The 13,553-nt window shown below is 67.5% G+C and carries 15 protein-coding genes; 2 read left to right on the forward strand and 13 right to left on the reverse strand.

Annotated elements, in window-relative coordinates; translation table 11 throughout:
- Positions 1-4: 4 nt before the first annotated feature.
- Entirely contained in the window at positions 5-775 is a 771-nt protein-coding gene (locus tag JO391_RS18665; RefSeq protein ID WP_220661907.1) for a sulfite exporter TauE/SafE family protein, read from the reverse strand.
- Between the two features lie 166 nt (positions 776-941).
- Between JO391_RS18665 and JO391_RS18670 the strand changes: the two genes are divergently transcribed.
- Positions 942-2,603 carry an acyl-CoA dehydrogenase family protein gene (locus JO391_RS18670; RefSeq protein ID WP_220661908.1) on the forward strand — a complete coding sequence of 554 codons (1,662 nt, stop codon included), beginning with the start codon at positions 942-944 and terminating at the stop codon, positions 2,601-2,603.
- A gap of 63 nt (positions 2,604-2,666) precedes the next feature.
- On the forward strand, positions 2,667-3,086 hold the full coding sequence (locus JO391_RS18675; RefSeq protein WP_220661909.1) for an META domain-containing protein: 420 nt from the start codon (positions 2,667-2,669) through the stop codon (positions 3,084-3,086).
- 6 nt (positions 3,087-3,092) lie between these two features.
- On the opposite strand, the gene JO391_RS18680 is transcribed toward JO391_RS18675, so the two are convergent.
- The 12 genes from JO391_RS18680 to rpoZ all read right to left on the reverse strand — a co-directional run bounded on the left by JO391_RS18680 (position 3,093) and on the right by rpoZ (position 13,505).
- The gene (locus JO391_RS18680; RefSeq protein WP_220661910.1) at positions 3,093-4,343 is read right to left on the reverse strand and encodes an MFS transporter; all 1,251 of its coding nucleotides are present in this window, start codon (positions 4,341-4,343) and stop codon (positions 3,093-3,095) included.
- A 90-nt stretch (positions 4,344-4,433) separates the two neighbouring features.
- A complete protein-coding gene (gene recO / locus JO391_RS18685) occupies positions 4,434-5,162 on the reverse strand; it encodes a DNA repair protein RecO (RefSeq protein WP_220661911.1) in 729 nt (242 codons plus the stop codon).
- A gap of 46 nt (positions 5,163-5,208) precedes the next feature.
- Positions 5,209-5,541: a DUF1491 family protein gene (locus JO391_RS18690; RefSeq protein ID WP_220661912.1), complete on the reverse strand. Its 333-nt coding sequence runs from the start codon at positions 5,539-5,541 to the stop codon at positions 5,209-5,211.
- A 63-nt stretch (positions 5,542-5,604) separates the two neighbouring features.
- On the reverse strand, positions 5,605-6,531 hold the full coding sequence (gene era, locus JO391_RS18695) for a GTPase Era (protein ID WP_220661913.1): 927 nt from the start codon (positions 6,529-6,531) through the stop codon (positions 5,605-5,607).
- 102 nt (positions 6,532-6,633) lie between these two features.
- Entirely contained in the window at positions 6,634-7,329 is a 696-nt protein-coding gene (gene rnc, locus JO391_RS18700; RefSeq protein WP_220661914.1) for a ribonuclease III, read from the reverse strand.
- On the reverse strand, positions 7,326-8,138 hold the full coding sequence (gene lepB, locus JO391_RS18705) for a signal peptidase I (RefSeq protein WP_220661915.1): 813 nt from the start codon (positions 8,136-8,138) through the stop codon (positions 7,326-7,328). The genes rnc and lepB overlap by 4 nt, the downstream gene beginning before the upstream one ends.
- A gap of 51 nt (positions 8,139-8,189) precedes the next feature.
- Positions 8,190-8,615 (reverse strand): holo-ACP synthase, encoded by a 426-nt coding sequence (acpS, locus tag JO391_RS18710; protein WP_220661916.1) that lies wholly within the window; start codon positions 8,613-8,615, stop codon positions 8,190-8,192.
- Positions 8,616-8,654: 39 nt separating this feature from the next.
- Positions 8,655-9,167, reverse strand: a complete 513-nt coding sequence (locus JO391_RS18715) for an HdeD family acid-resistance protein (RefSeq protein ID WP_220661917.1) — start codon at positions 9,165-9,167, stop codon at positions 8,655-8,657.
- A gap of 131 nt (positions 9,168-9,298) precedes the next feature.
- A complete protein-coding gene (locus tag JO391_RS18720; RefSeq protein ID WP_220661918.1) occupies positions 9,299-10,054 on the reverse strand; it encodes a pyridoxine 5'-phosphate synthase in 756 nt (251 codons plus the stop codon).
- Between the two features lie 95 nt (positions 10,055-10,149).
- Complete coding sequence (locus JO391_RS18725) at positions 10,150-10,797, reverse strand: DUF2062 domain-containing protein (protein ID WP_220661919.1); 648 nt, start codon at positions 10,795-10,797, stop codon at positions 10,150-10,152.
- 203 nt (positions 10,798-11,000) lie between these two features.
- The gene (locus tag JO391_RS18730; RefSeq protein ID WP_220661920.1) at positions 11,001-13,118 is read right to left on the reverse strand and encodes a RelA/SpoT family protein; all 2,118 of its coding nucleotides are present in this window, start codon (positions 13,116-13,118) and stop codon (positions 11,001-11,003) included.
- Between the two features lie 33 nt (positions 13,119-13,151).
- Positions 13,152-13,505, reverse strand: coding sequence for a DNA-directed RNA polymerase subunit omega (gene rpoZ / locus JO391_RS18735; RefSeq protein WP_220661921.1), 354 nt, complete (start codon positions 13,503-13,505; stop codon positions 13,152-13,154).
- Positions 13,506-13,553: the final 48 nt, after the last annotated feature.

A 13,553-nucleotide genomic window follows, 5' to 3' on the forward strand; every position in this document is an offset into this window, starting at 1 on the left:
GAGGTCAGCCTGTAATGGCTTGGCGCACGAGGTTCAGGCCAGTGAGGACAAGGAGCACCTGCGTCCAGCGCCGGAACCTTTCGGGGTCCAGCCGGTCTTGCAAGCGGTAGCCGAGGGCGAGGCCGATGACGGCGGGCACCACGAGCGCGGCAGAGAAGGCGAGGCTGTGGACATTGGCGACGCCGGTGCGCAGATGCGCGATCAGGAGTGCCACGGCGCCGATGAGGAAGACCACGCCCTGCGCGCGGACGGCTTCGGTCTTGGGCGCGCGGATCGACAGGAGATAGACCAGAAGCGGCGGCCCCCAGATGCCCGAGATGCCGCCATAAAGCCCGCCCAGAATGCCTAGGCCCCATTCGGCGCGGGTGCGGTGGTGGATCGGCAGGGCCAGCGGCACGCCGGCGAGCTGCAGGGCGGCGAAGGCGGTGATGGGCAGGCCCAGGGTGAGCAGGAAGGTTTCCTTGGGGATGACCGTGACCAGCGGGGCCGAGACGAGGATGAAGACCACGGTGCCGATCAGGAAGCGGCGGTAGGTCATGCTGGTTTCGACGGCGGCGGGGATGCCCTGGCGGAAAGCCTGGCTGAGGTTGGTGACGAGCGTGGGCAGGATCAGCCCGGCCACGGCCATCTGCGGCGGCAGGAAGGCCGAGAAGGCCGAGACCATGATGAGCGGCATGGCGAAGCCCACCGCGCCCTTCACGAAGCCCGCGAAGAGGGTGATCGCCAGCGCAAGGGCGAAGGTTGCGGGGGCGAGCCCGCCAAGCATGTCGGTCATTCCGCTCTCCTGTCGGCGAGGTTCTAGCGGAAGGCTCGGGGGGCTGCACGGCCCTATCGGGCGCGACATTTTCATGCGCTGTGTTATATTGAGGCGAAAGGATATTGCGCTGCGGTTGCAAAGGCCGTAGGTCGTTTGCGGATGCAGAATCGAACGGAGCGCCGCCATGGCCCATGATGGACAGACCGTGACCTCGCCTCTTCTGGCCGACCTGTCGGCGCTGACCGGGGCGGCCCTTCCGCAGGTGGAAGCCCTGTTCGAGGCCGGGCGCGCCGGCCTGAAGACGAAGGTGGCTGTAGGCGGCAAGGTTTCCAATGCAGCGATGGAGGAACACCAGTTCGCGGCCCATGCGCTTGCCTGGCTTGCGACCTATGTCGAGGCGCTGCGCCAGATGCGGGCCTGGGCCGGGCGGCTGGAGGCCGAGGGTCGGTTCGGCGAGATGGAGGGCCTGATCTGCCAGATCTGCTTTGGCGAGTACCTGGCGCAGGTGGCCGGTGGCATCCCGATGAGCCAGGGCGAGGTGGCGCGGCTGTCCGACCTGGGGCTGGAATGGCGGCCGGAGGGCGCGGCGGCGGCGCTGATCGCGCGGGGCAATACCCCGGCGGCGCGGGCGCGGCTGGTCGAGCTGATGCGCGACAACCAGGGCCGGGCGACCTTCGGCGCCAGCGGTCTGGACGAAGAGCTGGAGATGATCCGCGAGCAGTTCCGCCGCTTTGCGGACGAGCGGGTGGTGCCCGAGGCGCATGACTGGCACCTGAAGGACCAGCTGATCCCGATGGAGATCATCACCGAGCTTGCCGGCATGGGCGTGTTCGGCCTGACCATCCCCGAGGAATATGGCGGGTTCGGCCTGTCGAAGGCCAGCATGGTGGTGGTGAGTGAAGAGCTTTCGCGCGGTTACATCGGCGTGGGTTCGCTGGGCACGCGGTCGGAGATTGCCGCCGAGTTGATCCTGTGCGGTGGGACCGAGGCGCAGAAGCAGCACTGGCTGCCGAAGCTGGCGAGCGGGGAAATCCTGCCGACGGCGGTGTTCACCGAGCCGAATACCGGGTCGGACCTGGGCTCGCTGCGGACACGCGCGGTGAAGGTCGGCGAGGACTGGGAGATCACGGGCAACAAGACCTGGATCACCCATGCGGCGCGGACACATGTGATGACGCTTCTGGCGCGGACCGAGCCGGAGACCACGGACTACCGGGGGCTCAGCATGTTCCTTGCCGAGAAGACCCCCGGCACCGACGAGGTGCCTTTCCCGACGCCCGGCATGACGGGCGGCGAGATCGAGGTGCTGGGCTATCGCGGCATGAAGGAATACGAGCTGGGCTTCGACGGGTTCAAGGTGAAGGGCGAGAACCTGCTGGGCGGCGTGCCGGGGCAGGGGTTCAAGCAGCTGATGCAGACCTTTGAATCCGCCCGCATCCAGACGGCGGCCCGCGCCGTGGGTGTGGCACAGTCGGCGCTGGAGGTCGGCATGAAATATGCTGAGGACCGCAAGCAGTTTGGCCGCGCGCTGATCGAGTTTCCGCGTGTGGCAGGAAAGCTTGCCATGATGGCGGTGGAGATCATGGTAGCGCGGCAGCTGACTTATTTCAGTGCATGGCAGAAGGACCATGACAAGCGTTGCGATCTGGAGGCCGGGATGGCGAAGCTGCTGGGTGCCCGTGTCGCCTGGGCGGCGGCGGACAATGCGCTGCAGATCCACGGCGGCAACGGCTTTGCGCTGGAATACCAGATCAGCCGTATCCTGTGCGATGCGCGCATCCTGAACATATTCGAGGGTGCGGCCGAGATTCAGGCGCAGGTCATCGCGCGGCGGCTGATGGATTGATCGGCGCCGATTGACCGAAGGGGGCGCGGCGCGGCAGGTTGGCCGGGATTTCCGGAGGATGCCATGCGCCTTGCCCTGATTCCCCTTGTTCTGCTTGCCCTTTCCGGCTGTGTCGCCCCCGAGGCGGAGCAGCCGCCCTATTGGTGGAAGCTGGTGTCCATCAACGGCAAGCCCTTCCCGGCGGATGTTCAGATGGCCTTCCGTGGCGAAGACGGGAAAGAGTTGATCGGCCAGGGCCCGTGCAACAGCTTTGCCGCCAAGGTCGTGACAAGGCCGTCCCCGACCGTCCGGTTCGTCAACATCACGTCGACGGAACGGGCCTGCGCGCAGCTGAGCGACGAGGTGGCCTTCTTCCAGGCGCTTGGGCAGGTGACGGGCGAGGGGGTCGGCGTGGGCTTCCTCTACCTGGTCAACGACAAGGGCTTGCGGATGGATTTCGTGCCCGGCCCCGGCCCGGCAACGCCGCCGCCGGAAGCCGAATAGGGCGGATCAGGCGCGGGCCGGGCGGCCACCCCCGCGCGACGGGCGCGGCAGGCCAAGGCGGCGGTGCAAGGTGCTGGCGGTGACGAAGGCCGCCCCCATGGCCGCCCCGCAGACGGCAAAGATGCCCGGAAGGGGCGCGACCAGCAGGACCGCCCAGGCAATGCCCGGGGTGGCGATGCCCGAGACATCACGGAAGCTGGAATAGACGGCGGCCATCTCTGTCCGCTCGGACGGCTTGACCGCCATCAGGAAGGGCAGGCCGCCGATGGTGTCGAGCACGACGAGGAAGATCGACGCAAACATCATCGCGGCGACGGCAACCCAGGGCCAGGGCGAGAAGATCGCGGCCAGAAGGAAGCCCGTGCCACACAGGGCGAAAGCGGCGCGCAGCGCGGTGCGCAGCGGCCAGCGCCGGGTAAAGCGCAGCATGAAGGGCGCGGCGAAGAGGAGCGCGTTGGAAAAGGACAGCGCGACGCCGCCCACCTTGTCGGCGATGCCCCAGTCGCCGCCGATGTTCGCCTCGACACAGTAGATCGGCAGGTAGACGACATAGACCCACCAGCCGCAGGAGCGGATCACGGCGAAGGACCAGCCGGCGATGAGGCGGGTCTGGGCGAAGAAGCGCGCCAGGTAGCCAAGCGGGTTGGGAGCGGGGCCCTTGGCGCGGCTGATCTGCTTGCCGTTGCCCATGCGCAGAATCCAGAAGGCGATCAGCAGGGCGATGGCGAAGGCGCCGGCCAGTAGGAAGGGCGCCGGGGCCCAAAGGCTGCGCAGCCAGACGCCGAGCATGGGGCCGACGGCCCAGGGAGTGGCCGAGAACAGCATCTGGGTGGATTGGCTGCGGCCGAGGCTGGCGCGGTCGATATAGTCCAGCACATAGGCGTTGAAGCAGACGAAGGTGGTGGCGGTGGCCATGGCCAGCACCGGGACGGCCAGGCTGACGCCAAGCTGCGTGCCGGTCAGCGCCAGCGACATCCCGACGAGGTACAGCGCGCAGCCGGCGGAATACATCCAGCGGCGGGGCAGGAAGCGGGTGAACCAGGGGACCATCAGTCCCCAGACGAGCGCCACGAGCCCGGCGTGGAAATAGACGGCGCTGGTGGCTTCGGCGCTGCCCATCGCCTCGTAGACCACAAGCGGCATGGCCGAGATGAGCGTACCGCGCACGGCGGCCTCGAGCCCGGCGAGCAGGGCAAAATGCTCCACCTGAGGTGTGGGGCTGTGGCGCAGGAACAGGGGGAGGTAACGGGTGGCCATGGCGAACTCGCCCAAGATTTGTGCGGGTTATGGCTTTGCTTCTTGGCCATGCCCGACATGGCGCGGCGCTTTTGCCCCTTGGGGTCGGATTCAGCCGCCCGCGGTGCGCCGCTCGATCAGGGCGAGGAGGCGGGTGCGGGCTTCCGGCAGCGGGGGCTTCGAGGTGTCGCGGGCCAGCGCGCGGGCGAGGAAATGGCCGGTGAGGGCGAGGGCCTGCGGCAGGTCGGCCGCGCTGACCGCGCCGGTGGCGAGGCCGGGGGGCAGTGGAAGCAGGCGGTCGGACCAGGTGCCGGCGGCGGCGGCAGTGACGGCGCGGCCGGTGCGGGGGCTGACGAAGGCCAGCCCTTCGGTTGCGCCGGTGACGGCGCAGGAGGTGAGGTCCAGGCCGAAGCCAAGTTCGTCCAGCAGGCCGAGTTCCCACCGGAGGTAGATCGCGGGCCAGTCCGGCAGCGTCTCCATCGCGTCCAGCAGCGTGACGGTGGCGGCGTGCAATGCGGGATGGGGATCGCGTTCGGGCAGCGCGAGGTGAAGGAGTGCGCAGGCCGAGGCGAGGCCGGCCAGCGCCAGCCGGTCGGACAGGAGCCCGGCACGCGAGCGGCGGGGTTCCACCGTGCAGGTGCCGAGGTGATCGTCCAGCCGGGCGCGCCAGGTGACGACGAGATCGGTGCCCGGTTGCAGGAGCGGCGCCATGCGCCGCGATGCGCCGCCAGGCACGACGCCGGCATGGCGACCGTGGGAGCGGGTCAGAACCTCGATGATCAGGGCGTGTTCGCCATGCGGCCGCGTGACGAGAAGGACGCCCTCGTCGCGCCATTCCATGCGGCCAGTATGGGCGCGCGCGGGGGCGGCGCAAGGGTGCGGCGCGTCAGTCGCGCAACCCGTCTTCGTCGAGGAGCGTGCGGCCCTGGCGATCCTCGACCTCGATCAGCCAGAGGTCGGGGTCGCGCGACCGGGCGCGGGCCAGGGCGGCATCGACATCGGGTTCCGCGCCTTCGGCGAGAATCACCCAGAGCCGTTCGCCGGTCATCGGGTCGAAGCTGCGCTGGAAGGCGCGGGCAGTGCCGTTCAGGGGCGCGGACTTCACAACCACAGCGCCTGCGTGATCGTCGCCGCGGCGGACGACGAAGGCGGGAATGTCGGCCAGGCGCAGGCGCGTGAGATAGGCCGAGACCCAGAGGCCGGACGTCAGGCGTGGCATGGGCAATTTTCTTCGAAGAAAATTGCAAATTCCTTCGAAGGAATTTGCCGCGGGGCGGCGGCGTCAGTCGCCATCCTTGAAGTCCAGGCCCATCTCGGAATAGCGCTCGGCCTCGTCCAGCCAGTTCGGGCGGACCTTCACCGTCAGGAACAGGTGCACCGGGCGGCCCAGGAATTCGGCGATCTCGGCGCGGGCCTGGGTGCCGATGGCCTTCAGCGTCTCGCCCTTGGCGCCGAGCACGATACCCTTGTGGCCGTCGCGGGCGACATAGACGATCTGGTCGATGCGGGCAGAACCGTCGGGGCGGTCCTCCCATTTCTCGGTTTCGACCGTCAGCTGGTAGGGCAGTTCCTCGTGCAGCCGTAGCGTCAGCTTTTCCCGCGTCATTTCGGCGGCGATCATGCGCATGGGCAGGTCGGCCAGCTGATCCTCGGGGTAGAGCCAGGGGCCTTCGGGCAGTTCGCCCGCGAGCCAGTCCTTCAGATCCTCGACGCCGTAGCCGCGTTCGGCGGAGATCATGAAGACCTTGGCGAAGGGGAAGGCCTCGCCGAATTTCTGCGCCATGGGCAGAAGGTTTTCGGCCTTGACCTTGTCGATCTTGTTGATGGCAAGGGCCACCGGACGGTCTCGGGGAAGTTCGTCCTTGAGGCGGCTGAGGATGGCGTCCACGCCTTCCGTCAGGCCGCGATGCGCCTCGACCAGCAGCACCACGATGTCGGCATCGGCGGCGCCGCCCCAGGCGGCCTTGACCATGGCGCGGTCAAGCCGGCGGCGGGGACGGAAGAGGCCCGGCGTGTCGACGAAGACGATCTGGGACTGCCCGGCCATGCAGACGCCGCGGATGCGGGCGCGGGTGGTCTGGACCTTGTGGGTGACGATCGAGACCTTGGCGCCGACCATGCGGTTCAGAAGCGTGGACTTGCCCGCATTGGGCTCGCCGATCAGCGCCACGAAACCGGCGCGGGTGGGGGAGTCGTTCTCTGTGTTCATCCTTCGCGCATTAGCGCAGGAAGCCGGTTCTGGCCAGAGGCGGCTTTGCCACGAGGCGGCGCGCGACGCTTTCGCGCCCGAGACCAGCGGCTCGGGCGCGGGTCAGCCGGGATCCGCCCCGCCCTCCAACCGCGTCAGCAGCGCCCGCGCTGCGGCCATTTCGGCCTGGCGCTTGGACCCGGCGCGGGCGGATTCGCTTTCGCCGCTGGCGAGGCGGACCTCGACGGTGAACATCGGCTGGTGGTCGGGGCCTTCGCGGCCGGTCTCGGTATAGACCGGCGGGGTCATGCCGCGCGCCTGGGCCCATTCCTGCAGCGCGGTCTTGGGGTCGCGGGCGTCGGGCTCGACCGCGTTGATGCGCCCGGACCACAGGCGCAGCACCACGGCGCGGGCGGCGTCCCAGCCCGCATCCAGGAAGACGGCGGCGATCACCGCTTCCATCGCGTCGGCCAGGAGCGCCTCTTTCCGGCGCCCGCCGGTCAGCATTTCGGACCGGCCCAGTTTCAGCACTTCGCCGAGGCCGGTTTCGCGCGCGACTTCGGCGCAGGTTTCCTTGCGGACCAGCGCGTTGAAGCGGGGGGCGAGTTGGCCTTCGGTGGCGCCCTTGTCGGCGGACATCAGCGCCTCGGCCATGGTCAGGCCAAGCACGCGGTCGCCCAGGAATTCCAGCCGCTGGTTGTCGGGCCGCTGGGGCGTGGCGATCGAGGCATGGGTGACGGCCCGAACCAGAAGCTCGGGGCGGCGGAAGTCGTGCCCGATACGGCCCGCGAAGGCCCGGAGTTCGGCCGAGAGCCTCATTCCACCTTCAGGAAGAAGCGGTCGGGGCGCCAGGTCCAGAAGTAGAGCATGGAGCGGCCGGCAGAGGAGAAGATCACCCGGTCGGCGCGGCCGATCAGATATTCCTTCGGCACGAAGCCCACGCCGCCGACGGCCTGGCTGAAGCGGCTGTCCATCGAGTTGTCGCGGTTGTCGCCCATGAAGAAGTACTGGCCTTCGGGGACGGTGAAGACATCGGTGTTGTCGGCCGACGGGCTGCCGGCATCCTCGATGTTGAGGACGTCATGCGAGATTCCCTCGGGGTGCCGCTCGGTCGGAGGCAGGGTCTCACGGAAGCGATACGAGATGCAGGTGCCGCCCTCGCCCACCGGGGCGTTGGCGCAGCGCGGCAGGTTGCCCATCGGGCCCTGGGGTTCGAACACCTCTTCGAACTGGCCATCGGGGACCTGTGGCACTTCCTGGCCGTTGATGAAGAGGATGCCGTTCTTCACCTGGACCTTGTCGCCGGGCAAGCCGATCAGGCGCTTGATGAAGTCGGACCCGTTGACCGGGTGGCGGAACACCACGATGTCGCCGCGTTCGGGTTCGGAAAAGAACAGCCGGCCGGGGATCGGGCAGATCGCGAAGGGGCAGGAATAGCGCGAATAGCCGTAGGCCATCTTGTTGACGAAGAGGAAGTCGCCGATCAGCAGCGTGTCCTTCATCGAGCCCGAAGGAATCCAGAACGGCTGGAAGAAGAGGGTGCGGAAGATGCCGGCAATGAGCAGGGCATAGACCACGGTCTTGACGGTTTCCATCAGACCGCCCTCGGACTTCTTCGCTTTTGCCATGACCTACCTGTAACCACCTGCCGCGCTTCATGCGCGGGCGGCTTGCGCAAGTCAAGGCAAGCGCGCGTGACCCGGTGCAAGCGGGCGCGCCTCGATCACCACGAAGGCCTGGGCCCAGGGATGATCGTCGGTCAGGGTGACGTGGATCAACGCTTCGTGTCCCGGCGGCGTCATGGCGGCCAGGCGTTCGGCCGCCCATCCGGTGACATGCATCACGGGTTGGCCGGTGCGAAGGTTGGTCACCGCCATGTCCTTCCACGAGATGCCCATACGCAACCCGGTGCCAAGCGCCTTTGAACAGGCCTCTTTGGCAGCCCACCGCTTGGCATAGGTGGCGGCCACGGCGCGGGGTCGGCCTTCGGCCTTGCGCTGTTCGCGTTCGGTGAAGACGCGGTTGCGGAAGCGATCACCGTGGCGGGCGAGCGTGGCCTCGATGCGTTCGATGTTGCAGAGGTCGGTGCCGATGCCAAGGATCATGGGGGGATGCGGCCCCGTTGCCGGGGCCGCCTATGTCGATCAGGCGCGGTCGCGCGTGGCCCAGGCGAAGGCCAGGGTCGCGATGCCGTTGGACAGAAGCTCGACGCCCAGCAGGAAGCCCAGGAGCCAGGTCGAGGATTCGGGGAAGTGGCGCAGGATCAGCAGACCAAGCACCAGTGAAGCGACGCCCGAGATCAGCACCGGCCAGAACAGCGGCCCGCCCTTGAGCTGGAAGCTGACGATGGACTTGGCCACGCCCGAGGCCACGAAGAGGATGGCGACCATCAGCGTCAGGGTGACGACGCTTTCCAGCGGGTTCACCAGCACCTCGATGCCCACGATGAAGGCGAGGATGCCGATGAGGATCGACCAGATGCGGCCGCCCCAGCCTTCGGCCTGGAAGGCGGCGACGACCTGAAGCACGGCATAGATGAGGAAGACCCAGCCGGCCAGAACGGTGGCCACCAGAGTGGCGGGGAAGGGGTTGAACAGGGCATAAAGCCCGGCCAGAACCGACAGGGCGCCGGCGATGATGAAGAGAAGACGCGACATGTTTGCCTCCTGGCAACGGTTTGTCAGGGGGGCAAGCTAGACCCCGCTCACCAATCCGTGAAGGCGCAACCGGAGGATGACGGTGCCGGGGCGCCATGTGCTGTGGCCCTGGGGCCACAGCACATGGCCGGTCAAAGCCCGGCGCGGGCCTCGTCCATGCGGCGGCGCATTTCTTCGATTGCGGGGCCGAGGCCGATGAAAATGGCTTCTCCCACAAGGAAATGGCCGATGTTCAGTTCCATCACCTCGGGCATGGCGGCGACGGGCGCGACGTTGTCGTAGGTCAGGCCGTGGCCGGCGTGAACCTCGAGCCCAAGGGCATGGGCGAGTTTCGCGCCGCGGCGCAGGGCGTCCAGTTCCGCCTCGGCCTCGTCCAGACGACCCTCGGCATGGAGGTCGGAGTAGTGGCCAGTGTGCAGTTCCACCACGGCGGCGCCGATCCGGGCGGAGGCCTCAATCTGGCGAGGCGTGTGGCCGATGAACATGCTGACGCGGCAGCCCGCATCGCGCAGGGGGGCGATGTAGGTGGCCAGCCGGTTCTCGTCGCCGGCCACGTCAAGCCCGCCCTCGGTTGTGCGTTCCTCGCGCCGTTCCGGCACCAGGCAGACGGCATGCGGCTTCAGCCGCAGCACGATCTCCTGCATCTCGTCGGTGGCGGCACATTCGAAGTTGAGCGGGATGCCGATGCCGGCGCGCAGGGCATCCATGTCCGCGTCGCGGATATGGCGGCGGTCTTCGCGCAGGTGGGCGGTGATGCCGTCGGCCCCCGCCGCCTCGGCCACCAGCGCGGCGCGCAGCGGGTCGGGCCAGGCCGAGCCGCGGGCGTTGCGGACGGTGGCGACGTGGTCGATGTTCACGCCAAGCCGAAGGCGGCCAAGGGGTTTCATCGGGCGGATCCTGTCTTGCACGGTTTCGCGGTCATCCTAGGGCAGCGCGCAGGGGAAGGGTATCCCATGCGTGGGGGCGGTCGCGGGGTGTGGCATCAGGCGTCGGGCGCGGTCGGGTCCACCGGCGAGGCGGCCTTGCGCTTTTCGGCGCGGGCGCGAAAGCGGGCGGCGCGGGCCTTCTGATAGGCGTGCACGGCGGGGATGGTGATGTAATAGCCGGCCAGGCCCACGAAGATGCCGATCACGGTCGAGCCGACGACATAGGGCAGGTACAGGTCGTGCAGGAAGCCGCCAAGCGCGCCCCAATGCACAGGTTCAGGCCCGAAGACGGCAAGCGAGTTGTTCCAGATCTCTTCCCCGGCATCGGCAAAGGCGCTGCCGATGGCGGCGCCGGTCAGCGGGCGATGGATGCCCAGCATCCAGTGGCCCAGCCAGATGGAGCCCACGGCGATCAGCGGTGTGGTCAGCGGGTTCGAGATGAAAGTGCCAAGCAGCCCGGCCAGAACATTGCCGCGCATCGCCCAGGCCATTCCCGCGCCAGCCAGGAACTGGAACCCGGGAATTGGCAGGCAACCGATGAACAGGCCGGCAAAGACGCCGCGGGCAACCTTGTGCGGCTGGTCGGGCAGGCGGCGCATCCGGTGATAGACATAGAGCGTGGCCCGCTTGATGCCTCCGGTGGGATAGACCATTTCGCGCATCCAGCCGGTCAAGCTGCGGGGATCGCGTCTCTTGAATACCACGGCGGGCCTGTCCTTGGGGTCCTTCCTCCTGCCGCCTGCCGAACCGGCCGGGGCTGGCGGCGGGGTTCGGCGGGGCGACACCTACCCTCTGGCATGTGGGTGGCGACAGGGCAATGACAAGCGCGGTTGCGATGCGCCAGAACACGGCGCGGCGTGGCGCGCGGAAAGACGCCCGTTGCCGGGGCGCAACGCCTGGTCCGCGGTCAGGGCTTCAGCGTCGGATCGCGGTGGCGCCCGATCTGGGCCACGTCGGTTTCGGCCTCGAGCGCTGTCATCACCTTGTGCAGGTGTTCGACGTCACGCAGGTCCACATCGACAAGCAGGCGGTAGAAATCCGGCTTGCGGTCGGTGAACTTGAGATCCGAGATGTTGGCCTTCTGCTCGCCGATCAGGGTGCAGATGCGCCCCAGAACGCCGGCATCGTTGGAAATCGTGATGTCGAGGCTGACCGTGTTCACTGCCGGGTGGCGGCCGGAATGCCAGCGCAGGTCGACCCAGCGGTTCGGCTGCTCCTCGAATTCCTCCAGCGCCGGGCAGTCGATGGTGTGAATGACCACGCCTTTGCCGCGATAGGTGATGCCCACGATGCGCTCGCCCGGCAAGGGCTGGCAGCAGGGCGCGCGGCGGAAGCTCTGGTCGGCATCAAGGCCCGCGACGGCACGCTGCGCATCGACCTCGTCGCTGGAGGCAAGCGCAAGCTCGGGATACAGCGTCTCGATCACCTTGCGCGCCGTCAGTTCGGCCGAGCCGATGCGGGCCAGCAGTTCCTGGTCGTCGCCCAGGCCAAGCGTCTTGGCAGCGGTGCGCAGCGCCTTGTCGGTGGCCTTGCGGCCGACATGGTCGAAGGCGGCACGCACCAGTTCGTGGCCAAGCTTCACGAACCGCGTGCGGTCTTCCTCGCGCAATGACCGGCGGATCGCGGCCTTGGCCCGCCCTGTGACGGCGATGTCGATCCAGCTGGCCTGCGGGCGCTGGCCCTCGGCGGTGATGATCTCGACCGACTGGCCATTCTTCAGCCGGGTCCACAACGGCACGCGGATGCCGTCGACCTTGGCCGAAACGCAGGAATTGCCGATGCGGGTGTGGATCGCATAGGCGAAATCCAGGGGCGTGGCGCCGCGTGGCAGTTGCACAACGTCACCCTTCGGGGTGAAGCAGAACACCTGGTCGGAATAGAGGTCGAGCTTCACATGCTCGATGAAGTCGTCGTTCGTGCCTTCGTCCAGCCGTTCGGTCAGCGAGGCGACCCACTTGGCCGGATCGACGGCGAAGGGGTTCCGCGAGCGGACCCCCTCCTTGTAGGACCAGTGCGCCGCCACGCCGGCCTCGGCCACTTCGTGCATCTCCTGGGTGCGGATCTGCACCTCCACGCGCTTGCCGTCGCGGCCCGAAACGGTGGTGTGGATCGACCGGTAGCCGTTCTGCTTGGGCTGGCTGATGTAATCCTTGAACCGGCCCGGCACGGCGCGCCAGCGCTGGTGGATCACGCCAAGGATGCGATAACAATCGGCGACCTCGGTACAGATGATGCGGAAGCCGTAGATGTCGGACAGGCGCGAGAAGGCGAGATCCTTCTCCTGCATCTTGCGCCAGATCGAATAGGGTTTCTTGGCGCGGCCATAAACTGCCGCCTCGATCTTCGCCTTTTCCAGCTCGTTCGTGATGTCGGCACTGATCTTGTGCACCACATCGCCGGTTTCGCGCTGCAGCGTGAGAAAGCGGCGGATGATCGAGTTGCGCGCATCGGGGTTGAGAACCTTGAAGGACAGGTCCTCCAGTTCCTCGCGCATCCACTGCATCCCCATGCGGCCGGCCAGCGGCGCGAAGATCTCCATCGTCTCGCGCGCCTTCTGGGCCTGCTTTTCCGGCGACATGCTCTTGATTGTGCGCATGTTGTGCAGCCGGTCGGCCAGCTTGACCAGGATGACCCGCAGGTCCTTGGACATGGCCATGAACAGCTTGCGGAAGTTTTCCGCCTGCTGGCTTTGCGCCGAGGACAGTTGCAGGTTGGTCAGCTTGGTGACGCCGTCCACCAGTTCCGCGACCTCTTCGCCGAACTGGCGCGAAATCTCGCCATAGGTGGACTTCGTGTCCTCGATCGTGTCGTGCAGAAGCGCCGTGACGATCGAGGCGTCATCCAGACGCTGTTCGGTCAGGATGGCGGCGACAGCGACGGGATGGGTAAAATAGGGCTCGCCCGATTTGCGAAGCTGGCCCTCGTGCATCTGCCGGCCATAGGCATAGGCGCGGCGGATCAGGTCTGCGTTGCAGCGCGGGTTGTAGTTGCGGACGAGGGCGATCAGGTCTTCGACGTCGATCATCCTCGTCCCCTTCGGTCCCGGCTGAGGCCGGGATCAGATCTCGCCCTGGGCTTCCATCAGAGCGCGCAGCAGCCGCTCTTCCGACATGTCGTCGGCCATCGGACGGTCGATCTCGCCCGACATCAGAAGCGCCATCTGGTCTTCCTCGGGTTCGTCGACCTCGATCTGGGTCTGGTAGCTTTCGATCATCCGCTCGCGCAGGACGTCGGCGATCTGGGTTTCCTCCGCGATCTCGCGCAGGGCAACCACGGGGTTCTTGTCGTTGTCGCGTTCCACCGTGGGCAGCGAGCCGGACGCGATCTCGCGCGCCCGATGGGCGGCCAGCATCACCAGTTCGAACCGGTTCGGCACCTTGTCAACGCAATCTTCAACCGTCACGCGGGCCATGATCGACTCCAGTCTGGGGTGGGGGCTCGGGAAGCGCCTGTTTAAGCG

Source organism: Neotabrizicola shimadae (assembly GCF_019623905.1).
Classification (GTDB): domain Bacteria; phylum Pseudomonadota; class Alphaproteobacteria; order Rhodobacterales; family Rhodobacteraceae; genus Neotabrizicola; species Neotabrizicola shimadae.